Genomic DNA, 24,176 nt, shown 5'->3' on the forward strand with positions numbered 1-24,176 from the left:
ACCACCATGGCACGCACCCTGAACCCCAGCCGCCGCAGCCTCCTCGCCGGCGCAGGGCTGTCCGCCCTCGCCCTCACGCTCGCCGCTTGCGGGGCCGACCGGCCCTCCTCCGCCGTCGGCAACGCCGAGGTCGCCCCCGGCGGACGCCTCGGCATCCTCACCTCCTCCACCGACATCAACTGGGACCCCGCCAAGAGCCAGTCGATGCCCATGACCTCACTCGCCTTCGTCCACCGACGCCTGACCACCTGGTCCCTGAGCAAGGGCAACGAGGTCAAGGTCGTCGCGGACCTCGCCACCGACACCGGCACCGCCTCCGAGGACGGCCTGACCTGGACCTACACCCTCAAGGACGGGATCTTCTTCGAGGACGGCACGGCCATTACCTCCGCGCACATCAAGTACGGCGTTGAGCGCTCCTTCGCCCCCGCCCTCGCCGGGGGCCTGAGCTACCACAAGACCCTCCTGGCCGGTGCCGAGGGCTACACGGGTCCCTTCGACGGCGCCCACCTCGACTCCATCGAGACCCCCGACGACAAGACAATCGTCTTCCACCTCAGGCAGACCTACGGCGACTGGCCGTGGATCGTCGCCCAGCCGGCCTTCTCCCCGGTCCCCGAGGACAAGGACGACGTCGCCACCTACGCGCGCAAGCCCGTCGCCTCCGGCCCCTACCGGGTCGAGGAGTACGCCACCGGCGTCTCGGCCACCCTCGTGCGCAACGAGCATTGGTCCGCCGACACCGACGACGTGCGCCTCGCCCTGCCCGACACCATCGTCTTCGAGCTCGGGCAGGATGAGTCGACCTCCGTCCAGCGCATCATCGCGTCCGCCGGCGACGACGCCCACGCCTTCAGCGCCGACCGCGTCGCCGCCGCCCAGCTCGCCCAGATCTCCGGCAACGCCGAGGCCGCCGCACGCCTGGCGACCCCCGCCGAGGGCGGCCCGCTGCAGTACCTGGCCATCAACACCGAGCGCGTGACCGACGTCGAGGTCCGCCGGGCGATCTCCCAGGCCGTGGACAAGACCGCCGTCGTCTCCGCCCTGGGCGGTCCGCTCGGGGCGGCCGTGGCCACCACCTACATCGCCCCCGGCATCCCCGGCCGCGTCGAGTACGACCTGTACCCGACCGACGTTGAGGCCGCCACCGCCACCCTGGCGGGCAAGGAGGTCGGCGAGCTCATCCTCCTGGCCGCCAACGACACCGCCACCCAGGCGGTCGCCCAGGCGGTCCAGCAGTCCCTGACCGAGGCGGGCCTGACGGTGACCATCGACCCGCAGGAGTCCGAGGTGGTCACCGAGCGCACCACCCAGGGTGACGGCTCCACCTACGACCTGGTCATCGCCTCGTGGAACGCGGACTTCCCCTCCGCCAACGCCAACATCCAGCCGCTGTTCGCCTCCTCGGAGATCGGGGCTGGCGGCTACAACATCTCTCGCTACTCCGACCCCGAGGTCGACGCCGCCATCGACGAGGCCATCGCGACCCTCGACGCCGATGAGGCCGGAGCGAAGTGGGCCGCCATCGACCAGCGGATCGCCGCCCAGGCGCCCGTGGTGCCGCTGGCCAACCGCCGCAACAGCTTCCTGGCGGGTTCGGGCGTGACGGACTTCTTCGTCGAGTCCTACCCGGCGTACCCCAACTACCTCGTCGTCGGGGTGAGCGCCTGATGGGTGGGGAGGAGACCCGGTCCCACGGCCCGGCCGGTCTGGACGTCCCGACGGCGGTGGGCCCGGACGGCCTGGATGACCCGACGGCGGTCGGCCCGGCCGGTCTGGACGTCCCGACGGCGGTGGGCCCGACGTCGGACGTCCCGACGGCGGTGGACCCGACGTCGGACGGGCAGACGGGACCCGCACTCAGGCTGCGCGGACTCGGCGTGAGCTTCGCAGGCAGCCCCCGCCCCGCCAGCGCCGACGTCGACCTCGACCTGATGCCCGGGCGCGTGCTCGCCCTCGTCGGCGAGTCCGGCTCGGGCAAGTCGGTCACCGCCATGGGTGCGCTGGGTCTCCTCCCCCCGACCGCCACCGTCTCCGGCTCCGCCCTCCTGGCCCGGGGCGAGGCCGACGCCACCGAGCTTGTGGGCGCCCCGCGGCGCGTGCTCGACGACGTGCGCGGACGCCTCGTCGGCACCGTCTTCCAGGAGCCGACCACCGCCCTCGACCCGCTCGAGACCATCGCCTCCCAGGTCGGTGAGGCGATCCGCGCCCACGAAGGCCGCCTGAGGCGCCGGGACCTGGGGCCGCGAGTCCTCGACCTGCTTGCGCGCGTCGGCCTGGGCGAGGGCGAGGACCTGGCCCGCATCGCCCGCTCCTACCCCCACCAGCTCTCCGGCGGCCAGCTCCAGCGCGCTTGCATCGCGCTGGCCATGGCCTGCGGGCCGAGGGTCCTCATCGCCGACGAGCCGACCACCGCCCTCGACGTCACCGTCCAGGCCGGGATCCTCGACCTGCTGCGCGAGCTGACCCTCACCGGCGTCGCCGTCATGCTCATCACCCACGACATGGGCGTGGTCGCCGACGTGGCCGACGACGTCGCCGTCATGCACGACGGCAGGATCGTTGAGCGTGGCGAGGTCCGCGAGGTCTTCCATCACCCTCGCCACCCCTATACGCGTCGATTGCTCGTCGCCGTGCCGCGCCTGGACTCCCTGCGCCAGGAGAACCCCTTCGAGGCGGTCGCACGCGAGTCGGCGCCACGCGACGAGGGCGTGGACAACGTCGTCGAGGTCACGGGGCTCAACGTCGTCTACCGCAATGGGCGGCGTCGGGTCCACGCCGTGCGCGACGTCAGCCTCACCATCGCGCCCGGGGAGGTCCTCGGCCTCGTGGGCGAGTCCGGCTCCGGCAAGTCGACCATCGCCGGAACTCTCACGGGCCTTGTGCCGGTGACCTCCGGCTCGGTGCGCGTGGGAGGCGTCGAGGTCGCGGGGGCCCGGCGCAGAGACCTCCTGCCGGCCCGGCGCTCGACCGGCATCGTCTACCAGAACCCGGCCTCCTCACTGAACCCGCGCCGCACGGTCGGCTCCTCGATCGCCGAGCCGCTTGTCGTCCACGGGGGTGTGAGCGCCGCGGTGCGCCGTCAGCGTGTGGCCGAGCTGCTCGACGCCGTGCACCTGCCGACCACGATGGCCGAGCGCTATCCGCACGAGATGAGCGGCGGGCAGCGCCAGCGCGTGGCCATCGCCCGTGCCCTGGCCCTGGACCCACGCCTGGTCATCGCCGACGAGCCGACCAGCGCCCTGGATGTCTCGGTCCAGGCGGTCATCCTCGACCTCCTGCGCGGGCTGCAGCGCGAGCTCGGCTTCGCCTGCCTCTTCGTCTCCCACGACCTCGCCGTCGTCGACTCCGTGGCCTCGCGCACGCTCGTGTTGTCACAGGGAAGGGTGGTTGAGCAGGGCGTGACCGAACAGGTACTCGCCCGCCCCCAGGAGGACTACACGCGCCGTCTCGTTGCGGCCGTGCCCGTGCCGGACCCAGACGTCCAGGCCGTGCGCCGCCAGCGCCGCCGGGCGGCCTGAGGCCCCCTCACCCCCCGCCCCTCCTCCGCGAGAACTGGTGTTATCCCCCGCGAGAACTGGTGTTGTTCCCCACGAGAACTGGTGCTTCCGACGTCGGGACCGCAGTGGCGACGGCGTTCAGCCGGGCGGGAAACACGTGACGGACTGGCCCCGATGGTCGCACCATGGAGACGCGCCCGCCCAGCGCCCCGCGACACCGCCGAGTCCTGGAGGAATCATGGCCATCGCCACCTCGCACCGTTTCACCGACGGGGACCTCACCCCCGAGCCGGGCCGCTACCGGCTCGTCGCCTCCGGCTCCTGCCCCTGGTGCCGTAGGGTGCTCATCGCCCGCCGCCTGCTGGGCCTGACCGAGGCCCTGCCCGTCTCCTGGAGCTACGGGCGCGGCGAGGACGGCTACTGGGAGCTCACCGACGCCAGTGGGGAGCCCGGCGCAGACCCCGTGCTCGGCGCCCGCTCGCTCGCCGAGGTCTACGCCAACACGCCCGGCCACGAGGCCCCGTTCACCATCCCCGCACTGGTCGACACCACCACCGGGCACGTCGTCTGCGACGACTCCGGCACCCTGCTCTTCGACCTCGCCACCGCCTGGTGGGACCTGCACGGGGTCGGCGCCCCGGACCTGTACCCCATCGACCGCCGCAACTCCACGGACGCCTGGGACGCCTGGATCGGCGAGCACGTCAACCGCGCCTACGGCGTGGCCACCCACTCCGAGGACGAGGAGGTCGCCGAGGCCGCCGCCCGCGAGATGCTCATCGCCCTCGACGTCATCGACACGGTCCTCGCCCGCGCCACCCACATGGAGGCCTCACGGGAGGCGGGCCTGACGATTCAGGACGCGCCGCCGCTGTCCGCCGTCGTCGCCGTCGGCCAGTACCTGTGCGGCAACGAGCCCACCGGCAGCGACATCCGACTGTTCACCACCCTCCAGTCCTATGCCTACGGCGGCCGCCAGCACATGCCGGGCGGGGACGCGCCCACACTGTCCTTCTGGCCGGCCCTCGCCCGCTGGTTCCGGGCCCTGGAGCAGCGCCCCGGCTGGGTCGGTGCCGAGGAGCGCAGCGCCCTGGGGCTGTAAGACTCCCTCAGCGCGTGAGGACCGGCTCAGCGTGTGAGGACCGGGTTGTACAGCAGGCGGTTGGGCGTCGTCGGGCACTCCTCGCCCACGGCCATCGGGGCGATGAGCCGGTCCGCCCGCAGGTCCTCCAGCCGCTCCACCACCCGGTCGCGCAGGCTCCACGGGTCGATCGTGTTGAGGTAGATCTTCGTGCCGCCCTCGAAGCCCGCCAGGGTGGAGACCCGCCACTTGAGCGTCACGTGCCACGGCATCGGCTGGTCGACGTCGACCGGCTTGTGGTGCCACTCCTCGTTGCTGGGCACCTCCGCGCCCGTGGCGGCGTGCAGGGCGTGGAGCAGGTCGGCGACGGCGTCGACCTCCTCGTGGTTCATCAGCCACGGCTCGCAGACGGCCGACGTCGAGTACACCTCCAGCGTCGGGTAGCGGTGGCCGAAGCCCGCGAAAGCCACGGCGTGCTCGTTGGAGGCCACCAGCAGCCCGTGGTAGGCGGCGTAGTCCACGGCCATCTCGTTGTAGATGTTGGGGTTCGCCCGCACCCGCTGCAGCTCGAGCTGGCTGGAGACCCCGCGCTCGTCGATCCCCACGAGCTGCTTATGCAGGTGGTCGAAGGACGCGCCCGCCGGCCGCAGCCAGTTCTGGAAGACCGCCACGTAGCGCACCCACCGGTTGGCCTCGTACAGGCTCTGCGCCGATTGCACCACCAGACGCGTGTACGCCCGGTGCTCCGCGACGCTCAACGTGCCCGAGCTCGCCAGGCCCGAGGAGTCGACGGCGTCGTCGGTGTAGTGACGCCGGGCGATGACGACGTCGTGGCCCGAGGCGAAGAAGGGGGCCGCGTAGGCGCGCTGCTCAGCCGCACTCATCGCCTCCCAGCGGGCGGGGTCCTGCCCCGAGGCCCGCAGCTTGGTACGCGCCACCCGGCTCACATGCTCACGCCCGGCCGGATCCGCCAGGTAGGCCTCCAGGCGCTCGCGAGCCGTGTCCGGCAGCTCGAAGCCGTGGTTGGCCCGCCAGTAGTCGAAGGACAGGATCTCGAAGAGGTTTGGGACCCGGCGGAAGTCCGCCACCGTCTCGAAGAGCTCGGCGGCGGGCAGGTCATCGAGCCGCTCGAAGGAGCCGTCTGAACGGGCGACGACGCGGGCCTTCTCCGGCGGCGTCTCCAGGTAGCGCTCGGAGCAGAAGGCGCAGGTGCTCGTGCGCTCGTGGGGCTCGAGGTCGTGGACCTCGGCGACGGGCCGGGCAAGCGGCCGGCGGGCGCGCCCGGGCACGGTCCACACCTCGGTCCCCGTGAAGGGGCTGACCTGCTTGACCGTGCCGTCCGCCATCCGGGTCAGCGGCGCGGCGGAGGGCAGGTAGGGCATGAGGGTCACCATGTGGTCATTGTGGCCCGTTAGGCTGCCCCCGCGCCCCCTCCTGGAAGGAGCCTTCCATGGGACAGTCCTTTGTCTCTCTCTTCCTCATCCTGGTTGTCGCGTTCCTCGCGCCCATGGTCTCGCGTGTCATCCCCCGGCGGATGGTGCCTGACACGGTCCTGCTCATCCTCGGCGGCATCCTCATCGGCCCCGACCTGCTGGGGATGGCGACCATCACCTCCGATGTCGAGTTCCTGCGTGAGCTTGGCGTCGCCTTCCTCTTCCTCATGGCCGGCTACGAGATCGATGTCAACGAGCTGCGCGGCTCCGGCGGGCGTCACGCGATGATTGCCTGGGTGGGCTCGCTCACGTTGGCCTTCGCGGCCGTCTCCGTCATCGGCGTGACGGGCGGGCCGCTGAGCGCCAACGGCGTCGCCATCGCCATCGCGATGACATCAACGGCGATCGGCACGATCCTGCCAATCCTGCGTGAGCGGGGGCTGATGCCGACGGCGGTGGGCACCTCCATTCTCAACCACGGGGCGGTGGGGGAGGTCGGGCCGGTCATCCTCATGGCCCTGCTGCTGGGCTCGCGCTCCACCTGGCAGTCGGCGGCGGTGCTCGTCTTCTTCCTGGCCGTCACGCTCCTCATCATCCGTTTTACGGACAGGGTCAAGCGGCTGGGTCAGCGGCTCGTCACAGTCATCCGGCTGGGTGGCTCGACGACGGCGCAGACCACCGTGCGTCTGACCGTCGTCCTGCTCGTGGGGTTGTGCGCGCTCGCGGAGGTTTTCGACCTCGACGTCGTCCTGGGGGCCTTCGCCGCCGGATTCATCCTGCGCTACGCGGTTCCCGACGGCGATGCCGAGCTTGAGGACAAGCTCGATGGTCTCGCCTACGGCTTCTTCGTGCCGATTTTCTTCGTGTGCTCCGGCATGGGCGTCCAGGTGGTGCTTGACCGTGACACGTTGTTTCTCATTGGGGCGTTCCTTGTGCTGCTCGTGCTCGTGCGGGGCCTGCCCGTGTGGGTGGCGGCGAGCGTCGAGCGCCGCACCGACGGCGAGCGTGTGTTCTCCCTGCGTCAGTCCACGCAGGTGGCCGTCTACTCGACGACGGCCCTGCCGATCATCGTCGCCGTGACGCAGGTGGCCGTGGACTCCGGTGCCATGAGCGCGGCCTTCGCCTCCACACTCATCCTGGCGGGCGTGGTGAGCGTGCTCGTCATGCCCGCGCTCGGCCTGCTGCTGCAGAGCAAGGCGGACACAGTGCCGGCGGTCGAGGCCCTCGGCGTTGTCCAGGGGCCTTCAACGCAGGTCGAGGCGGACATGGAGGAGCGGGGGCTCACGCGCGCTGAGGCCCAGCACCTGGCGCAGCGGTTGGCGGAGCTGGAGGAGGAGAGGCGCCTGTGGCGTACGCAGATGCGTGCGCACCTGTCCCACCGCACGCACTGAGGGCGGGGTGAGGCCGGAACTCCGGGGTCGACGTCGGAGTGCGGCCGGGGGGTGGGGCCGGACTGAGGTGGGTGAGGCCGGGGCGCCGGGGTCGACGTCGGATTCGTGTCGGTGGTGCCTCGTAACCTGGCCCCATGGCGCGCGAGATCACCGAGGAGGACTGGCCCGCCCAGGTGAGCGACGAGCAGGTCGTCACCTGGGCCGGCGGGCAGACCTTCCTGCGCGGGCGCCGCTACGCCGATGAGGGGCGGGTCCTGAGCGTGTCCGTCTCCGCCGGAGGCGACATCCTTATGGCCCAGGTCCGCGGCAGCGGGCGCACCTACCAGACGATGCTCCACGCCACGGGCCACGGTGAACATCCCACCTGGAGCGGTTCCTGCTCCTGCCCCGTGCGCACCAGCTGCAAGCACGCCGTCGCCCTCCTTCTTACCGCCCGCTCCCAGGCCCTGGCCTCCAGCGCCGCCGAGGACTGGCAGGCGCAGCTCGACGAGCTCCTGCACGTGAGTGAGCGCCCCGCCCGGTCCCTGGCGCTGGAGGTGGCCGAGGACCCGCGCGGCTGGAGCCACGCGCTGACCCTCCTGCCACTCATTGAGGGCAGGCGGGGCTGGAACAGGCGCGGTGCCTCCTGGAGCACGGTGCTCGGGGGAGGGCTGAGGGACGAGGTCATCCCCGAGGTGCTGGAGCCGGTTCAGGAGATCGGCCGCATGTCCCCGGCCGGCTTCTACTACGAGGACGAGCGCGTGAGTCTCGACGACGTCCCGCCCCGCGTGTGGGACGCCCTGCGCCGCGCCCTCGACGCGGGCCTGACCCTCACCACCGCCCAGCACGGCGGTGCACCGGTCATCATCCAGTCGGGGCTGCGTGCAGGGGTGAGCATCGAGCGGCAGGAGGACGGCTCCCTCATCATCCTCCCCGAGGTCGACGTCTCCCAGGTCGAGGCCTTGCGGCGGGCCCGCCCGGCGGATGGCCCCGCCCTCGCCCTCGAGCCGGTCGGGCAGCCGGTCCACGCCTTCGCCGCCTCCACCCCGGACGGGCTCATCCTCATGCCGGTCGAGCCCGCCCCGGACGAGGTCCTTGCCCGCCTGCTCGTGGACTGCGAACGCCGCGTCGTCGTGCCGGAGGCTGACGTGCCACGCTTCGAGTCCGAGCACATGGCGCGGCTCATGCGCGCCGTTCCCGTGCTGCGAGTGACCGAGGGGGTTGTGGTGCCCGAGGCCACCGTCGTGACCCCGGTCCTGCGGGTGACGGTCGACGGCACCACCCACCGGGCCCGCACCGACTGGCTTATGCGCTACCTCACTGCCGACGGTGAGCTGCGCCGCGAGGTCCTGCTGGGCGACCTCACGAGTGAGGGCGACGCCGCCGCGCCGGGCGGGCGCGAGCGCCCGGCCCGAGCGGGGGCGGGGCGCGGGCAGGAGGACGTTGCCATGCCGCCCACGCGTGAGATCAGCCGACCGGTTGCCCGGGACCTGCCCGCCGAGCGGCGCGCGGCCCACCAGGCCTTCACCCTGCTCATTCCGCTGGCTGCCGAGCATGGCCTGCTGTGGCACTCCAGGTGCATGAGCGGTATTGAGACCGCCCGCTTCGTGGTCCGCAGTCTGCCGGTGCTTGAGGCGCTCGACGGCCTCGAGGTCGAGGTCGTCGGCGAGGTCCCGGACTACCGCGCCGCCGAGGGCGAGCTCGTCGTGACGACGCAGGTGAGCGAGGAGGAGGACCGGCCCGACTGGTTCAGTCTGCGCGTGCGCGTGCACGTCGGTGAGGACCAGGTGCCCATCGAGCGCCTCATCGCCGCCGTGGCCAACGGGGACAAGGAGATCCTTCTCGACTCGGGCGCCTGGATCGAGGTGGACCGTCCTGAGGTGCACCGGCTCGCGGCCCTTATGGAGCAGGGGCGCGAGCTGGCCGAGCCGCACGCCAAGGACCCGGGTGCCATGAGCGTGACCGCCTACCAGGCGGGCTACTACGCCCAGCTGGTGGAGATGGGCGTCGTGGGTGAGACCGCGCAGCGCTGGCGTGAGAGCGTTGAGCGCCTCCTGGCGACGATGGAGGGTGGGGCCGGTGAGCCGGCAGCGCCCGGGGCGGGCGAGTCGGCAGCGCCCGGGGCGGGCGAGTCGGCAGCGCCCGGGGCGGGCGAGTCGGCAGCGCCTGGGGCGGGCGAGGCGGCGACACCCGGAGTCGTCGAGCTGGCTGCGCCCAAGGGACTGCGCGCGAGCCTGCGCCCCTACCAGCATGAGGGCTACCGCTGGCTGCACCTGCTCAGGAGCGCGGGCCTGGGCGGTGTGCTCGCGGACGACATGGGGCTGGGCAAGACCGTGCAGGTCCTCGCCGAGGTCCAGCGCATGGCTGAGGAGACCGACGCACTCCGCCCGCCGGTGCTCGTCGTCGCACCCACGAGTGTCGTCGGGGCCTGGGTGGAGCAGGCCCGGCGCTTCTGCCCGGACCTGGACGTGCGTGCCGTCACCCGCACCCGTTCCGCGCGCGGCACCGCGCTCGCACAAGAGACTGCCGGCGCAGACGTCGTCGTCACCAGCTACACGATCGTGCGCCTGAACGAGGAGGACTGGGCCGGCGTCGACTGGTCCTGGGTGGTGCTCGACGAGGCCCAGTTCATCAAGAACCACGCCTCCGCCACCTACCGGGCCGTGCGGCGCCTGCGCACGCCCTGCGCCCTGGTGGTCACCGGCACACCGCTGGAGAACTCCCTCATGGACCTGTGGAGCCTGCTGAGCGTCAGCGCTCCTGGACTGCTGCCCGGGCCCGAGCGCTTCAACGACCTCTACCGGCGCACCATCGAGCGCGGGGGAGCCGCGGGCTCCCAACGCCTGGCGGACCTGCGCCGCCGCATCGGCCCCTTCATGCTGCGCCGCACCAAGGAACAGGTCGCCGTCGACCTGCCGGTCAAGACCGAGCAGATTCTGAGCGTCGAGCTCAGCCCCGCGCACCGGCGCGCCTACGAGCTCAGGCTCATCCGCGAGCGGCAGAAGGTCATGGGCCTGCTTGAGGACGACACCGCCCAGGCCCGCTTCAGCGCCCTGCGCTCGCTGACCATCCTGCGCCAGATGGCGCTCGACCCCGAGCTCGTCGCGATGGGCGAGCAGGGCGAGCAGGACGAGCAGGACGAGCAGGACGCGGCCGGGGATGAGGCCGGCGTGGCCGGTGAGGCGGGCGGCGCGGCCGGGCAGGAGGCTGGGCGGGTGGCCGGCGTGCCCGGGCAGGTGGCCGGGGAGAGCGCACGCGCGCGGCGTCGGCCCGCCGCGAAAGCCGAGCTGCTGCTCGACACCCTGCGACCCATCATCGCCGAGGGACACAAAGCCCTCGTCTTCAGCCAGTTCACACGCTACCTGCGCGGTGTCCAGGAGGTCTTGACGGGGGCGGGCCTGCGCGTGCTCTACCTGGACGGCTCCACCACGGACCGTGACACGGTCATCTCCCGGTTCCGGGCCGGCGAGGGCGACGTCTTCCTCATCTCGCTCAAGGCCGGGGGCTTTGGCCTGACCCTCACCGAGGCCGACTACGTGTTCCTGCTCGACCCGTGGTGGAACCCGCAGGTGGAGGAGCAGGCGGTCGACCGCGTGCACCGCATCGGCCAGGACCGGCCGGTGCTCGTCTACCGGCTCGTGTGCGCGGGCACCATCGAGGAGAAGGTCATGGCCCTGAAGGAGAAGAAGGCCGACCTCTTCGCCCGCGTCATCGAGGGCGGTGAGGCCCCGGTGCGGGCCTCGCTCACGGCTGAGGAGATCCGCGACCTGCTTGCGGGCTGAGCGGGCGCCCGGCTCTTACACCCGTGGCCGGTGCCTGAGCACAATGCCCTCATGAACATCCGCCCGGCCACCCACGCGGACCTTCCCGTGCTCCAGGCCCTGTCCGTCGAGACCTTCTGCGAGACCTTCGCCCACCTCTACGCCCCCGAGGACCTGGAAGCCTTCCTCGCCGAGACCTACTCCGAGGCCGCCCTCTCCGCTCTTCTCGACGACCCCGCCCACTGCTTCCTGCTGTGCGAGGAGGAGGACGACGGCGTCGCCACGGCCGTCGGCTATGTGCTCGCCGGCCCCTGCGACCTCGAGCACGAGGACGTGCGTCCCGGTGACGGTGAGGTCAAACGTCTCTACCTGCGGCGTCCCTACCAGGGTGGGGCCCGTGGCGCCGCCCTCATGAGCGCGGCGATGCAGTGGCTCCTGGCCGACGGCCCGCGCGTGCTGTGGCTCGGCGTGTGGGAGAACAACATCGGTGCCCAGCGCTTCTACCGGCGCTTCGGCTTCTCAGAGGTCGGTGAGCATGTCTTCGCCGTCGGCACCCACGAGGACCGTGACCTCATCTACTGCCGTCCGGCCTGAGCACTCACGGGGCCCGGGCACCACAGGGGCCCGCCGTGACACCTGAGTCCACAGGTGGGCGAAGGCGCCGTGCGCCGCAGGAGGCAGCTGAGTCAGTCTGAGCAGGCGGGCAAGGCCGCCCGCGGACGGCGGACCCGGATCTGAGCGGGGCCGCTGTCTCTGACTCTCAGGAGGAGACATGCCCACCACTACCCGCGCTCCCGCGCGCCGCGTCCTGGACGCCGTGCGCATCTCATGGCTGCTGGCCCACCCTGAGTCGGGTGGCCATCTCGGTCGGCACCTGAGCACTGAGGGCCCCTGTGCCCGGTTTGCGCCGGACGGCACCGCCGACCCCGGCGGGGAGGCCGGTATGGCGACCGCCGAGTACGCCATCGGCACCCTTGCCGCGGCGGCCTTCGCAGGCCTGCTGCTCGCCGTCATCCGATCCGGCTCCATCAGTGGGCTCATCCAGAGCCTCATCGAGTCGGCCCTGTCGATCGGCTGAGCTGTGCGCCGATCCTGGGGGACCCCACGGGCACGGCGCGAGCAGGTGGGGCGGGCGCCGTCGCACCCGCCCGGCGGCGATGAGCACGGCATGGTCACGGCGGAGACCGCCGTGACCATGCCGGCCGTCGCCATCGTGCTCATCCTCGTCCTGTCCGGCGTGAGCGCCGGCGTGACCCAGCTACGAGTGGCCGACGCCGCCCGTGTGGCCGCACGGGCCGCAGCCATCGGTGAGACCGACTTGACCGGACCCGCCTTGCGTGCGGCGGGCGAGGTCGAGCTGAGCGTGTCAACGGAAGGTGGCCTGACCTGCGTGAGTGCCAGTCGCGCGGTGCCCGGTCCCCTGGGCGCTGCGGGGGTGTACGCGCGCAGCCGTGCCTGCGCCTGGACCGAGCCGGGCCCGCCATGAGTGCCGGGGCACGGCAGGCCCTGAGCACAGCAACGGGACGGGCCATGAGCGCCGGAGCACGGCGGGCCCGGCCGGAGCGCGGGTCCCGCTGTGGTGATGAGCGCGGGTTCATTCGCGTTGGTGAATACGGGCCACGCCACGGTGGTGAGCACGGGTCGGGGACCGTCATGGCGCTTGCGATCATCGCCGTCCTGCTCGTCCTCGCCGTCGGCGCGACCGCGCTCATGCAGGCTCAGGCGGCTGCGGGCCGGGCGCGCCTGGCCGCGGACCTCGCCGCGCTGGGCGGGGCGACGGCACTGAGCTCGATCCTCGCCCCGGCCGAGCCGTGCTCGGTGGCGCGGCAGGTTGCCGAGGCCAACGGGGCCGTGCTCACCGGCTGCACCGTGGAGGGCGAGGACGTGACGGTGCGGGTCGTCGTCGGCGTGAGCGTGCTGGGGGTCGGGCGCGCGGCGTCCGCAGCGGCCCGGGCCGGTCCGGCCGAGTAAGCGGTGCAGGCCGTGGGTGTCGTGTCGCACGAGCGCCAGGTGGCCGGGGCCGGCCACCCCGCCGTCGCCCCGGCCGCGTGCCGCCGGAGTTCAGCCCTTGACGGCACCGTCGGTCATGCCGGAGATGAACTGCTTTTGCAGGACGAGGTACAGCAGTACCACCGGCAGCGCGACGAGCACGGCGCCCGCCGCGAGCAGCGTCGTGCCCTGCGTGTACTGGCCCTGGAAGAAGGCCAGACCCAGCGGTGCGGTGCGCATCCGCCCCGATGGGCTCATCACCAGCGGGATGAGGAAGTCGTTCCACGTCCACATGAAGGTCAGTACCACCTGGGTGACGATCGCGGGTCGGCCGATGGGCAGCAGGATCGACACGAGGATCCGCGCATCGGTCGCCCCGTCGATGCGGGCAGCCTCGAGGATGGCCGGGTCCACGCCGCGGAAGAAGGCGCGCATCCAAAAGGTGCCGAAGGCCAGCGACTGGGCCGTCTGGGGTAGCGCCACAGCCCAGATCGTGTCCGTCAGGCCGAGGGCGCGCATGTCGAAGAACAGGGGCAGCACGATCGCCTCCGAGGGCACCATGATGCCGATGAGGAACACGTAGAAGATGAGGTCGGCACCCCTGGGGCGCAGGCTGCCCAGCACGTAGCCGCTCATGAGTGAGAGCACGAGAGCCAGGCAGACGACGAGCACGGCGATGAGCACCGAGTTCGTCATGTACTGGGAAAAGTGACCCTGTTCCCAGGCGGTCGCGAAGTTGTCCAGGTGGCCCCACGAGGCATCGCCGATCTTCTCGGAGCTCAGCGCCAGAACGACGATGTACAGGACGGGGACGAGTGCCTGGAGCGCGAAGAGCAGCAGGACCATGCTGCTGACGACCCTCTCGGTGCGGCTTGTGCTCATCGCTCATGCTCCCCGAGCAGGTTGATGGTGAGGTTGATGACGAAGATGACCAGTGTGAGAACGACCGCTAGCGAGGAGGCCGTGCCCACCTGGCCGAGCCGGAAAGCCTGGTTGTACACCTCGTAGGAGGGCACAGTCGTCGAGGTCCCCGGTCCGCCGGAGGTGGTGACGTACACCAGGTCGAAGGTCTTGAGGGCAGCGATGACCGTGAGCGTGAGGGACACGAGGATCTCGGCGCGCACGCCGGGGACCGTCACATACCAGAAGCGGCGCCACCAGCCGGCGCCGTCGAGCATGGCGGCTTCGTAGTAGTCCTTCGGGATGCCGGCGATACCGGACATGAGCAGGACCGTCACGAGCCCGGTGCTCACCCACGTGCCGATGAGGCCGACGGCGATGAGCGCTGTGTCGAAGTCGCCCAACCAGGACCTTGTGAGGGCGTCGAGTCCGATGAGCCTGAGACCGGAGTTGAGCAGGCCGTCCGGTGCGTAGATTCTCCGCCACGACACTGCCAGGACGACCATCGCGATGACCTGCGGCAGGAACACGACCGTGCGGAAGAAGCCGGTGCCCCGCACCTGCGACCGCGCCAGAAGGCTGGCGAGCACCAGGCCGATCGCCAGCGGCAGGACGGCGTAGAAGACGATGAGGACGAGTGCGTGGACGAAGGCGCCGACGAGGCGCCCGTCGGTGAAGGTGGTCCGGTAGTTGTCGAGCCCCACCCAGGTACCGAGGCTCAGGCCGTCCCACTGGTAGAAGGACAGCTGCACCACCCGCGCCAGCGGGTAGAGCATGAACAGCGCGTAGACGAGCACGGGCAGTGCCAGCAGCGCGATGGAGACGACGACGTGGCTGCGCCTGGTCGACAGCCTTCTGCGCTCGCGGGGCGGTCTGGCCGTCGCCGACGGCGTGGTCTGAGCGGTCATCGGTGAACCTCGGGTGATGGGGGCGGGCCAGGCGCCGGTGCGTCGGCGCCCGGCCCGCGGATGGTTGTGCACGGGCCGTCGGCGCTCAGGCGCCCGTGAACTCCGTGTAGGCGGCCTCGAGGGAGTCGAGGAACTCCTGCGGGGTCGAGCGGTTGTCGAGCAGCATCTGGAGGGCGTCGCCCATGACCTGGTCGAAGGTCGGGGTCGCGTAGTCGAGGTAGGGCAGCACGTCGCCCGAGGTCGTGACCTCCTCGAAGGCGGTCATGACGTCGTTGACGACGCTCGTGGCCTCGGTGGTGAAGGAGGCCGTGTCGTTGACCGGCACGTTGCCGGTCTGGGCCAGAGCCTTCATGGCGTCGGCGTTGGTGATGAAGTTGATGTAGGCGGCGGCGACGTTCTTGTCCTTCGCCGCGGAGGTGATGGCGAAGGGCAGTCCGGTGCCGCCGGTGGTCGCCACCGTGCTCATGCCCTGCGCCTTGGGCGGGAGCATGAAGCGCACGTCCTCGCCCATGACGGCCTCGAGGTCCGGGGCCAGCCAGGAGCCGGCGATGAGGTAGACGCCTGTGCCGGTTGAGAAGTCCTGCCAGACGGTGTCGTAGTCGACGCCGTTGAAACCCTCATTGAAGTAACCGCTGGTGGCCCAGGCCTGGATCTCGGCGGCGGCGGCGAGATTCTCGGGGGTGCTCCAGGAGGCGCCGGCGTTGCCGAAGCCCAGGGCGCGGATGGTTCGCGGGTCGACGTGGGCGCCCTGGACGGGGCCGAAGACGTGCAGGGCGGGCCACTTCTCGACATTGCCCAGCATGAGGGGGGTCTTGCCCGCATCCTTAATGGTCCTCAGGCCCTCGGTGAAGTCCTCCCAGGTGACCGGCAGGTCCATGCCGAGCTCGGCCAGGCGCGAGGCTGAATAGTAGATGCCGACGGACTCCCCGACCTGGGGCAGTCCCCACAGCCTGCCCTCGCCGAAGACTCTGCCGTCCTCGGAGTAGGAGGAGTAGCTGAGGATCGACGGCGAGTAGGAGGAGTGCCAGCCGTAGGCCTCGATCCACGGGTCGAGGGCCACGAGTTGGCCGGCGGCGACGAACTGGCCCATGGTGCTGCGGCTGTTGTTCGCCTCGACGACGTCGGGGGCGTCGTCGCCGGTCAGCGCCAGGCGCAGCGTGGTTTGCAGGTCGTCGAAGGACTGCGAGTTCCGCTCGATCGTGATGTTCGGGTACGTTGTCATGAAGGCCGCATTGAGCCTCTCCATCTGCTCGTTCTGGCCGCCGCGGACCTCCTGGTCCCACACGACGAGCGTCTGCTCGGGCAGGGAGGCGATATCGGTGGTGACCTCCATGGGGGCGGAACCGGGGCTGGCGGAGCCTCCCGAGGAACCGGGTGCGCAGGCGGCGAGGGCGCCTGTCGCAGCGAGGGCGCCCGTGGAGACGAGGAAGCCTCTGCGGGTGGTGGCCAGGCGCAGCGCCTGCGAGGTCGGTGGGATGGGACGGGGGCTCATGGTCTTCTCCTTGACTGGGTGGCGCGGGGCGCGTCGGTGGGCTCCGCGGTCGGTGGTGGGGTCAGCGGTTGGTCGAGTTCGTGGTGCGGTTGATGAGGTCGAGGAGGGTGAGGTCGTAGTCGTCACTGAGATCGAGTGAGTCGGCGTGGGCTGCGACCTCGGTGAGGGTTGGTGCGTTGGCCGAGCCGCCGGGACGCCCGAGGGTGCAGGAGGCGGTCAGGCAGCCCGCGCTCAGCGCCGCCCGCAGGCCCAGCCCGTGGGACAGCGCCCAGACGAGCCCCGCCGTGAAGGAGTCGCCTGCTCCTGTCGTGTCCACGGGGCGCACGGGTGTTGCCGGGAGGGTGACGAGCGTGCTGCCATCGCAGGCGACGACGCCGTGCCCGCCGCGGGTGATCACAGCCAGGGGGACCCGTTCGGCCAGTGCGCAGGCCGCTTGCTCGGCGGTGGTCGTGCGGGTGTAGCGCGTCGCCTCACCCTCGTTGGGGGTGAAGACGTCCACGAGGTCGAGTCGAGCCAGGTCCGCGGGGTCCCAGGCTCCGGCGGGGTCCCAGCCGACGTCGGAGACGACGCAGGGGCGCGGGTTGTCGCTGCGCCAGGCGGTCAGGATGGCGGCGTCGGCCGTGACGGCCCGCTGGTCGGTGACGACGGCGGACGGGACTGTGCTCGCCTGGGCGAAGGCGGCGAGCGAGGGGGCGTCGTCGCGCCCGACGGTGGTCATGGCACGGTCGCCGTCGAAGGCGAGGGATGTGGTGACGTTCTGCTGCTCGACGGCGTCCGTCCAGCCCAGGTCGATGTGCTCCCGCTCGAGCATGGAGCGGACCAGGGTGCCGGCGGCGTCGGTGCCGAGGTAGCAGAGCAGGGCTGTGGGCAGCCCGAGCCGGGCGAGTGCGACGCCCTGGTTGGCGGCGCCACCGGGCATGAGGGCGCAGCCGCTCACCCACTGTTCCTCGCCCGGCCGCGGGGCGTGGCTGAGGCCGGTCATGATGACGTCGAGGAAGACGGGGCCGACGGCGACGACGGGGTGCGCCGTGCTGGGCGCCATCGGCAGGAGGGCGGTTGGTGCACCACCCGGGGCGGCTGCCTGGGCCATCATGGCTCCCCCTTTCCCGCCTGAGCGACCTGCATCACAAGGCGTGGGTCCTAGTCTACAACGCTTCTGCACATATATAGATGATTTTGCTCAGCTTTGACTGAAATAGCGATCGAATCACGCTACTCTATGATCATGATCGCTCAGCAACGCCAGTCCGTCATCCTCCAGATGGTGCGCGCGCACGGCGGCGCCTCCGTCGGCGAGCTCGCCGAGCACCTTGAGGTCTCACCCTCGACGATCCGACGGGACCTCAACCAGATGGACAAGGCGGGGCTGCTGCAGCGCGTGCGCGGGGGTGGCGCCCCCGAGGCCGACGACCTGCCCTTCCCCCAGGTGGCCGCCCGCGCCGCAGACGAGAAGGACCGCGTCGGCGCGGCGGCCGCCGCCATGGTGAAGGACCGCGACGTCGTTGTCCTCGACATCGGTACGACCTGTGCCGCTGTCGCCCGCCACCTGCGAGGCCGTTCCATCACCGTCGTCACCGCATCCCTCGCCGTCGTCGATGAGCTGCGCGGGGACCACGACGTCGAGCTCATCGTCCTCGGCGGGCTGCTGCGCTCCTCCTACCTCTCACTCGTGGGCGCGCTCACCCAGCAGGCCCTCGCCCAGCTGCGCGCCGACATCGCCTTCCTGGGCACCTCCGGGCTGCGCACGGACGGCACCGTCATGGACTCCACCGGCACCGAGGTGCCGATCAAGCACGCCATCCGAGCCGCCTCCGAGCGCACCGTCCTGGTCGCGACAGCCGATAAGTTCCCAGGGTCGGGCCTCCTGCCGGTCCTTCCCGTCACCGACCTTCAGGCCGTCATCACCACGGCCGATCCCTCAACCGCTCCGCTGGACACGCTGGCGGGCACCAGCACGGAGGTTGTGCTCGCATGAAGCTCGTCATCGCCGGTGGAGGCGGGTTCCGAGTCCCCCAGGTCGCCGAGGTCCTGGCCCAGGCGCGCGCCGGTACCGGCACCTACCCGGGGCTCATCGTCGACGAGTTGTGCCTGTACGACTCCTCGCAGCGCCGCCTCGACGTCATGCGCGCCGTGCTCACCGACCTCGACTATCCGCAGGCCCCCACCATCACCTCGACGACGAACCTGCGCGAGGCCGTCGCCGGGGCCGACTTCATCTTCTCTGCGATCCGCGTCGGCGGCGCCCACGGCCGTGTCGTCGACGAGCGTGTCGCCCTTGCCCACGGCGTCCTCGGCCAGGAGACGGTCGGCGTGGGCGGCTATGCCTACGCCTTCCGCACGATCCCGCCAGCCATGGCGCTCGCACGCGCGGTGAGGGACCTTGCCCCCGAGGCCTGGGTCATCAACTTCACCAACCCCGCCGGCATCATCACCCAGGCGATGCGCACGGTCCTCGGTGCGCGCGTTGTCGGTATCTGCGACACCCCGATCGGCCTCGTGCGCCGCGTGACCGCCGCCCTCGGCGCGGACCCGGCCCGTGTCTCGGTGATCGGGGGCGCGGCCGGGGACACCGTCGACTTCGACTACGTGGGCCTCAATCACCTCGGCTGGCTGCGGTCCCTGAGTCTCGGCGGACAGGAGCGCCTGCCGGGGCTCATCGCCGACGACGCTGCCCTCGACCACATCGAGGAGGCCCGCACCATCGGCGTCGACTGGATCCGCACGCTCGGAATGCTCCCCAACGAGTACCTCTTCTACTACTACCTCAACCGCGAGTCCGTGGCCCGGATCCTGGCCGAGGAGCACACCCGCGGAGAGTTCCTCGAGCGCCAGCAGCGTGCATTCTACGAGGCCGCCGAGAAGGAGCCGGGTAGTGCCGGCCGGCTGTGGATCGAGGCCCACAGCGAGCGCGAGGCCACCTACATGGCCGAGTCGCGCGACGAGTCCGAGCGCGCAGGGCGCCGTGAGGAGGACATCGCCGGAGGGGGCTACCAGCAGGTGGCCCTCGACCTCATGACGGCCGTGTCCACCGGGGCGAGCGCGCGCATGATTCTCGACGTCGGCAACGCCGACGCGGCTGACGGCGCAGGCCTCATCATCCCCCAGCTGCGTGAGGACGCCGTCATCGAAGTGCCCTGCGTGGTGGACGCCGAGGGTGTCCACCCCCAGAGGGTTGCCACCCTCGGCGGCCCCGAGCTGGGGCTGGTGACAACGGTCAAGGGCTGTGAGGAGCTCGTCGTCGACGCCGCCCTCAGCGGTGACCGCACCCTGGCGTGGCGCGCCCTCGCCTCGCACCCGCTGGTCGACTCCGTCAACGTCGCCCGCGACGTCCTTAACGGCTACCTCGACCAGAACCCACAGGTTGCTGAGGTCTTCAGCCGTCGCTGACCGGCTGATCGGCGAGTCACTGAGGTGCCGCGCCGCGCGCGACCTCGGCGGCCAGCAGCAGCCGCAGCAGCACGGCCGCCCCGGCCTTGTCCAGGGGCTCGTTGTTGTTGCCGCACTTGGGCGACTGCACGCAGGACGGGCAGCCGGCCGCGCAGCCGCAGCCCTCAATGACGGCAAGCGTCGCCGTCAGCCACTCGCGCCCGGCCCTGTACCCGCGCTCGGCGAAGCCGGCCCCACCCGCCTGGGCGTCGTGCACGAAGACGGTGGGCACCATCGTCTGCGGGTGCACGGCCGTGGACAGCCCGCCGATGTCCCAGCGGTCGCAGGTCGCCAGCAGTGGCAGCATCCCGATGGCCGCGTGCTCGGCCGCATGCAGAGCCCCGGGCAGCTCGGCGGGCGTGAGCCCCGCGGCCTCGGTGAGCCGGGCGGGAACCGTCCACCACACCGAGGCCGTCGGCAGGACGCGTTCAGGCATGTCCAGGCCGTGCTGGGAGATGACCTCCATGCCGGGCAGCGCCTGCGTGATGTAGCCGACGACCTGGCTCGTGACCTCCACGGACCCGAAGGACCAGGTGACGCCGTCGGCCCACTGCTGGCGCTCGCGCTCGGCGATGATGCGCACACTCGTGTGCTCGCGGGCCCGCGTGCGGTAGCCGACGGCCCGCCTCTCGGTGACGACGGCGGCCTCCTCGGTGAGCGCGTCGACGACGTAGCTGCGTCCCTGGTGGACATAGATAGCCCCCTCGTGGACTGTGGAGTCGGCCGCGGCCCCGTTCACCGTGCCGATGACGGTGCCGGTGGCGGCCTCGACCACCGGAACGTCCGGTGGTCCGTCGCCCCGCAGGCTGGTGAGGTCCTGGGCGCGGCCGGGCAGGCCCGTGTTCCAGAACCATCCCGTGGGCCGACGACGCAGCGCGCCGCGCGCGGCCAGGTCCTCAAGGAAGGACTCGTCCGGCAGCCCGAACAGGGCCAGGTCCTCGACGCGCAGGGGCGACTCGCTGGCGGCGGCGCACAGGTGCGGGGCCAGGACGTAGGGGTTCGCCGGGTCGAAGACCGTGGCCTCGGGGGCGGCGAAGACCTCCTCGGGGTGGTGGACGAGGTAGTTGTCCAGGGGGTTGTCGGAGGCGATGAGCACGGCCACCCCGCGCGAGCCCGCCCGGCCGGCGCGCCCGGCCTGCTGGCCGAGGCTCACGCGCGTACCCGGCCAGCCGGCGATGAGGACGGCGTCCAGTCCCGTGACGTCGATGCCGAGCTCGAGGGCGTTGGTGGTGGCCAGGGCGCGCAGGGCGCCGGCCCGCAGGTCGCGCTCGAGCGCGCGCCGCTCCTCAGGCAGGTAGCCGCCCCGATAGGCGCGCACCGTCGGCACCAGCTCGGGCATGCTCAGGCCCAGGCTGTGACGGGCGCGCTCGGCGACCACCTCCGCGCTGCGACGCGAACGCACGAATACGAGCGCCCGCGCACCCACGCTCATGAGGTCGACGAGCAGCTCGGCCGCCTCGACGACGGCCGAGCGCCGCGCCGACGGATCCTCGGTCGGGTCGTCGGAGTCCGGCCCGGCTGTCATCTCCGGTGTGCCGACGGCGCCCGGCCCGCCCGGCTCGCTGCCCTCCCAGGCTGCCCACGGGTCGCGCAGGGCCGGCTGCCACAGAGCGAGGGTGTGCTCACCGGTGGGGGCGCCGTCGTCGGTGACAGCGACGACGGCGGACTCCTCGAGCCCGATGAGGCGCGCCGCTGTCAGTGCGGGCTCGGCGGCGGTCGCCGAGGCGCACAGCACGACGGGCCCCAGGCCGTCCGGGCGCAGCCGCCGCACGAGCCGCAGCAGGCGGCGGATGACGAGGGCGACGTGCGCGCCAAGGACACCGCGGTAGGCGTGGCACTCGTCGATGACGACGTAGCGCAGGGACCGCAGGAAGCGGTTCCACCGCTCGTGGCCGGGCAGCAGGGAGAAGTGCAGGAAGTCGGGGTTGGTGAGCACGACGTCGGCGTGCGCCCGGGCCCAGTCCCGCTCGGGCAGGGGGGTGTCGCCGTCGCAGGTGCCCGTGCGCACGGTGCGCACCGACCCGGCGGGGGTGCCGGCCTCGCGCTGGAGGGACTCGAGCTCGTGGACGAGCCGCTCCAGAGCGGCGGCCTGGTCCGCGGCCAGGGCCTTGGTGGGGGACAGGTACAGGGTGGTGGGGCGCTGCCCGTAGGAGGAGATTCGTGCGGACGGGGCGTCGCCGTCTAAACGCTGGGCGGCCAGGACGTCGGAGAGGGCCGGCAGCCAGGCGGCCAGTGACTTGCCCGAGCCGGTGCCGGTGGCGAGGACCGTGTGGCGGCCGCCGTGCACGGCGTTGGCGGCGTGCTCCTGGTGCGACCAGGGGCGAGTGACGCCCAGGCGCGCGTAGGCGGCCAGAAGGTCCGCATCCGCCCAGACGGGCCAGTGGCCGTGCCGCCCGGGACGGGCGGGGGTGCGCTCAAGGTGGATGAGGCGCCCGTCGCGCGCGCCGATGGACTCCAGCAGGCCCGTGAGGTCGCGTGCCGGCGGGTGCGGCGCGGGGGACGGAACGGGAGAGGACGGCACGGGTGCCAGTGTGCCGTACCGCCTCGTGTGCCGTACCGCCTCGAACTCCTCGGATTGCTCTCCAACGTACGGCCAAACGCCGTTGTGGTGTCTCAGGACGTCGGTGGCAGTTCTGTGTCAGGACATTGGCGGCGTTTCGAGCCTCAGGACATTGGCGGCGCTCGGGGGTTGTTGCTGTGTGTGTGCCCAAGTCCGCCGCGGTGAGAGCGCCCTGGAGGAGATCCTGGTGATCACACCAGCACGGTGCGCGCGGGCGCCACGGGGCCCGGGGGTGGGGCTTGCACGCTCACAGTTTTCGACAGCCGTCGGCAACGGCGCCATTGCTAGGGTTTGTCGACCGGTGCCCTCCAGCGCGCCGGCTCCCATGTGCACGAAGGCCGCCCGCGCACATGGGAGCCTGGGCCACCACCGCAAACCCCAGTGCAACCGTTAACAACCGTCACATGAGCGTGCACACCCCCCTGCCGCCACCCCGCGGGGCACGCCCCCAGCCTCGCCGGCCGACCGCCGACGGATGCCGGCACCAGGCTCAAACCGTCACGGGCTCAGCACGGCAGGGTGCCGGAGCACACCACCACCACGACCAACCAGAAACCCCACCCCCACAAACCCCCAAACCGCCACCAACGCCCTTGAGGCAGAACCGCCACCAATGCCCCACGACACCACAACGACACAACACCGCACTCCCGACAGCAAACCGAGGGAGTTGGGGGCGGTGGTGAGAGGGGGTCTCAGGCGCGCAGGACCTTCAGGACGTCGCCGGAAGTAGCTCCTCCTCGTCGTCACTGCGCCATGGCGGCCGTCGTCCGGGCCCCTACACCGCCAGCATCATCTGGCCGAGGGTGAAGGCGTGGACGTCGTCGCGGCGCTGCCCGATCGCGCGGACCCACGACCCCGGCGACATGCCCCTCGCGCGCAGCATCTCCGGCAGTGCGTCGAAGACCCGCGACCGTTCCCAAGTCAGGTGGCTGCCGGGCTCTCCCGCGCGAAAGCCCCGGCGCTCGAGTTCGACGAGGACCTGGCGCGTCGCCCAGTCGGACAGACGGCCCGCGTCCTTGAGCGAGTAGGCCATCGCCCGTGCGGACACGCCGAATCGTGTCTTGAGGTCCAGCAGTGCCTCCAGGCCGACCGACGACGACGTCACGCTCGCCCGAAGCGTCTGCCGCGGCACCAGGAGCTCGGCTGCGAAACGGTTCGCCTCGTGTTCCAGCTGGCGGTCCGTCACGCGCTCGTCAAGTGTGTCGGAGTGCATGACGAGGTGCCCGAGCTCGTGCGCCAAGTCGAATCGCGCGCGCTCGGCCGTCTTCGACCGCGCCAGGACCACGAAGGGCTGCCCCTCGGACCAAAAGCTGAAGGCGTCCACGTCCTCCTCCGGGTCCGGCAGGCCGACGACGCGCACCCCGTGGGCCTCGGCGAGCCGGGTCAGGTTCGGAAGCACGTCCGTGCCCACGCGCCAGGTGCGGCGTAGTTCAGCGGCAGCCTCCTCCGGGGAGGCGCCGTCCAGTGCCGGGACGTCAACGGCAGGCAGGCGTAGGCACTGCATGAGCTCCCCGTAGAAGTCCGCTCCCAGGAAGGCCACCGCCGTCGATCGCCCGAGCAACGAGGCGCCCGCGCGACGTCGTGCGCGGAAGAAGATCGCCTCCTGCGCCACGGGCTCCGCCGGGGCGCGCAAGAAGAAGGTCTCCGGCATGGCCGTCGCCGCCGCCAGGAGGGGGACCTTCGCCGTCGGGGCGCCCGCCCGCTCCCATGAGCCAACGGAACGTTCGCTCACGCCGCAGGCCTTGGCCAGGCC

18 protein-coding genes are annotated in these 24,176 nt (G+C 71.5%); 11 read left to right on the forward strand and 7 right to left on the reverse strand.

Going from position 1 to position 24,176, the window contains the following annotated elements:
- The first annotated feature begins 6 nt into the window (after positions 1–6).
- The 3 genes from ID810_RS00650 to ID810_RS00660 all read left to right on the forward strand — a co-directional run bounded on the left by ID810_RS00650 (position 7) and on the right by ID810_RS00660 (position 4,602).
- A complete protein-coding gene (locus ID810_RS00650) occupies positions 7–1,671 on the forward strand; it encodes an ABC transporter substrate-binding protein (protein WP_166856953.1) in 1,665 nt (554 codons plus the stop codon).
- Complete coding sequence (locus ID810_RS00655) at positions 1,671–3,521, forward strand: dipeptide ABC transporter ATP-binding protein (RefSeq protein ID WP_243856639.1); 1,851 nt, start codon at positions 1,671–1,673, stop codon at positions 3,519–3,521. Before ID810_RS00650 ends, ID810_RS00655 begins: the two co-directional genes overlap by 1 nt.
- Positions 3,522–3,738: 217 nt before the next feature.
- Entirely contained in the window at positions 3,739–4,602 is an 864-nt protein-coding gene (locus ID810_RS00660) for a glutathione S-transferase C-terminal domain-containing protein (RefSeq protein WP_166856955.1), read from the forward strand.
- Positions 4,603–4,628: 26 nt separating this feature from the next.
- Here the strand turns inward: ID810_RS00660 and ID810_RS00665 are convergent, their stop codons facing one another.
- Positions 4,629–5,975, reverse strand: a complete 1,347-nt coding sequence (locus tag ID810_RS00665) for a DUF4921 family protein (RefSeq protein WP_235931552.1) — start codon at positions 5,973–5,975, stop codon at positions 4,629–4,631.
- 56 nt (positions 5,976–6,031) lie between these two features.
- On the opposite strand from ID810_RS00665, the gene ID810_RS00670 reads away from it, so the two are divergent.
- The 6 genes from ID810_RS00670 to ID810_RS00695 all read left to right on the forward strand — a co-directional run bounded on the left by ID810_RS00670 (position 6,032) and on the right by ID810_RS00695 (position 13,116).
- Positions 6,032–7,405 (forward strand): cation:proton antiporter, encoded by a 1,374-nt coding sequence (locus ID810_RS00670; protein ID WP_166856957.1) that lies wholly within the window; start codon positions 6,032–6,034, stop codon positions 7,403–7,405.
- Between the two features lie 134 nt (positions 7,406–7,539).
- On the forward strand, positions 7,540–11,166 hold the full coding sequence (locus ID810_RS00675; RefSeq protein WP_166856958.1) for a DEAD/DEAH box helicase: 3,627 nt from the start codon (positions 7,540–7,542) through the stop codon (positions 11,164–11,166).
- Between the two features lie 51 nt (positions 11,167–11,217).
- On the forward strand, positions 11,218–11,739 hold the full coding sequence (locus ID810_RS00680) for a GNAT family N-acetyltransferase (protein ID WP_166856960.1): 522 nt from the start codon (positions 11,218–11,220) through the stop codon (positions 11,737–11,739).
- A gap of 178 nt (positions 11,740–11,917) precedes the next feature.
- Positions 11,918–12,223, forward strand: a complete 306-nt coding sequence (locus ID810_RS00685) for a DUF4244 domain-containing protein (protein WP_166856962.1) — start codon at positions 11,918–11,920, stop codon at positions 12,221–12,223.
- 90 nt (positions 12,224–12,313) lie between these two features.
- Complete coding sequence (locus tag ID810_RS00690) at positions 12,314–12,631, forward strand: TadE family type IV pilus minor pilin (RefSeq protein WP_166856964.1); 318 nt, start codon at positions 12,314–12,316, stop codon at positions 12,629–12,631.
- A 110-nt stretch (positions 12,632–12,741) separates the two neighbouring features.
- On the forward strand, positions 12,742–13,116 hold the full coding sequence (locus tag ID810_RS00695) for an Rv3654c family TadE-like protein (RefSeq protein ID WP_268916227.1): 375 nt from the start codon (positions 12,742–12,744) through the stop codon (positions 13,114–13,116).
- A gap of 90 nt (positions 13,117–13,206) precedes the next feature.
- Here the strand turns inward: ID810_RS00695 and ID810_RS00700 are convergent, their stop codons facing one another.
- From ID810_RS00700 to ID810_RS00715, 4 genes are all read right to left on the reverse strand, one after another.
- On the reverse strand, positions 13,207–14,016 hold the full coding sequence (locus ID810_RS00700; RefSeq protein ID WP_166856968.1) for a carbohydrate ABC transporter permease: 810 nt from the start codon (positions 14,014–14,016) through the stop codon (positions 13,207–13,209).
- The gene (locus tag ID810_RS00705) at positions 14,013–14,942 is read right to left on the reverse strand and encodes a carbohydrate ABC transporter permease (protein WP_166856970.1); all 930 of its coding nucleotides are present in this window, start codon (positions 14,940–14,942) and stop codon (positions 14,013–14,015) included. Before ID810_RS00705 ends, ID810_RS00700 begins: the two co-directional genes overlap by 4 nt.
- Positions 14,943–15,027: 85 nt before the next feature.
- Complete coding sequence (locus ID810_RS00710) at positions 15,028–16,434, reverse strand: ABC transporter substrate-binding protein (protein ID WP_166856972.1); 1,407 nt, start codon at positions 16,432–16,434, stop codon at positions 15,028–15,030.
- Between the two features lie 61 nt (positions 16,435–16,495).
- Complete coding sequence (locus ID810_RS00715) at positions 16,496–17,527, reverse strand: carbohydrate kinase family protein (protein WP_166856974.1); 1,032 nt, start codon at positions 17,525–17,527, stop codon at positions 16,496–16,498.
- Between the two features lie 132 nt (positions 17,528–17,659).
- Here ID810_RS00715 and ID810_RS00720 point away from each other — a divergent pair, with 132 nt between their 5' ends.
- On the forward strand, positions 17,660–18,409 hold the full coding sequence (locus ID810_RS00720) for a DeoR/GlpR family DNA-binding transcription regulator (RefSeq protein ID WP_166856976.1): 750 nt from the start codon (positions 17,660–17,662) through the stop codon (positions 18,407–18,409).
- Positions 18,406–19,821, forward strand: a complete 1,416-nt coding sequence (locus tag ID810_RS00725) for a family 4 glycosyl hydrolase (protein WP_166856977.1) — start codon at positions 18,406–18,408, stop codon at positions 19,819–19,821. Before ID810_RS00720 ends, ID810_RS00725 begins: the two co-directional genes overlap by 4 nt.
- A 16-nt stretch (positions 19,822–19,837) precedes the next feature.
- Here ID810_RS00725 and ID810_RS00730 read toward each other — a convergent pair whose 3' ends face one another.
- On the reverse strand, positions 19,838–22,381 hold the full coding sequence (locus ID810_RS00730) for a DEAD/DEAH box helicase (protein ID WP_166856979.1): 2,544 nt from the start codon (positions 22,379–22,381) through the stop codon (positions 19,838–19,840).
- Positions 22,382–23,198: 817 nt separating this feature from the next.
- A complete protein-coding gene (locus tag ID810_RS00735; protein WP_166856981.1) occupies positions 23,199–24,155 on the reverse strand; it encodes an ImmA/IrrE family metallo-endopeptidase in 957 nt (318 codons plus the stop codon).
- Positions 24,156–24,176: the final 21 nt, after the last annotated feature.

The organism is Actinomyces respiraculi (assembly GCF_014595995.2).
GTDB classification, from domain to species: Bacteria; Actinomycetota; Actinomycetes; order Actinomycetales; family Actinomycetaceae; genus Actinomyces; species Actinomyces respiraculi.

Excerpts from the sequence above, each read along its gene's own strand:
- ID810_RS00715 (WP_166856974.1), bottom strand. The coding sequence starts at position 17,527 with ATGATGGCCCAGGCAGCCGCCCCGGGTGGTGCACCAACCGCCCTCCTG.
- ID810_RS00675 (WP_166856958.1), top strand. The coding sequence starts at position 7,540 with ATGGCGCGCGAGATCACCGAGGAGGACTGGCCCGCCCAGGTGAGCGAC.
- ID810_RS00660 (WP_166856955.1), top strand. The coding sequence starts at position 3,739 with ATGGCCATCGCCACCTCGCACCGTTTCACCGACGGGGACCTCACCCCC.
- ID810_RS00725 (WP_166856977.1), top strand. The coding sequence starts at position 18,406 with ATGAAGCTCGTCATCGCCGGTGGAGGCGGGTTCCGAGTCCCCCAGGTC.
- ID810_RS00710 (WP_166856972.1), bottom strand. The coding sequence starts at position 16,434 with ATGAGCCCCCGTCCCATCCCACCGACCTCGCAGGCGCTGCGCCTGGCC.
- ID810_RS00670 (WP_166856957.1), top strand. The coding sequence starts at position 6,032 with ATGGGACAGTCCTTTGTCTCTCTCTTCCTCATCCTGGTTGTCGCGTTC.
- ID810_RS00720 (WP_166856976.1), top strand. The coding sequence starts at position 17,660 with ATGATCGCTCAGCAACGCCAGTCCGTCATCCTCCAGATGGTGCGCGCG.
- ID810_RS00700 (WP_166856968.1), bottom strand. The coding sequence starts at position 14,016 with ATGAGCACAAGCCGCACCGAGAGGGTCGTCAGCAGCATGGTCCTGCTG.
- ID810_RS00705 (WP_166856970.1), bottom strand. The coding sequence starts at position 14,942 with ATGACCGCTCAGACCACGCCGTCGGCGACGGCCAGACCGCCCCGCGAG.
- ID810_RS00690 (WP_166856964.1), top strand. The coding sequence starts at position 12,314 with ATGGTCACGGCGGAGACCGCCGTGACCATGCCGGCCGTCGCCATCGTG.
- ID810_RS00680 (WP_166856960.1), top strand. The coding sequence starts at position 11,218 with ATGAACATCCGCCCGGCCACCCACGCGGACCTTCCCGTGCTCCAGGCC.
- ID810_RS00665 (WP_235931552.1), bottom strand. The coding sequence starts at position 5,975 with ATGGTGACCCTCATGCCCTACCTGCCCTCCGCCGCGCCGCTGACCCGG.
- ID810_RS00685 (WP_166856962.1), top strand. The coding sequence starts at position 11,918 with ATGCCCACCACTACCCGCGCTCCCGCGCGCCGCGTCCTGGACGCCGTG.
- ID810_RS00650 (WP_166856953.1), top strand. The coding sequence starts at position 7 with ATGGCACGCACCCTGAACCCCAGCCGCCGCAGCCTCCTCGCCGGCGCA.
- ID810_RS00655 (WP_243856639.1), top strand. The coding sequence starts at position 1,671 with ATGGGTGGGGAGGAGACCCGGTCCCACGGCCCGGCCGGTCTGGACGTC.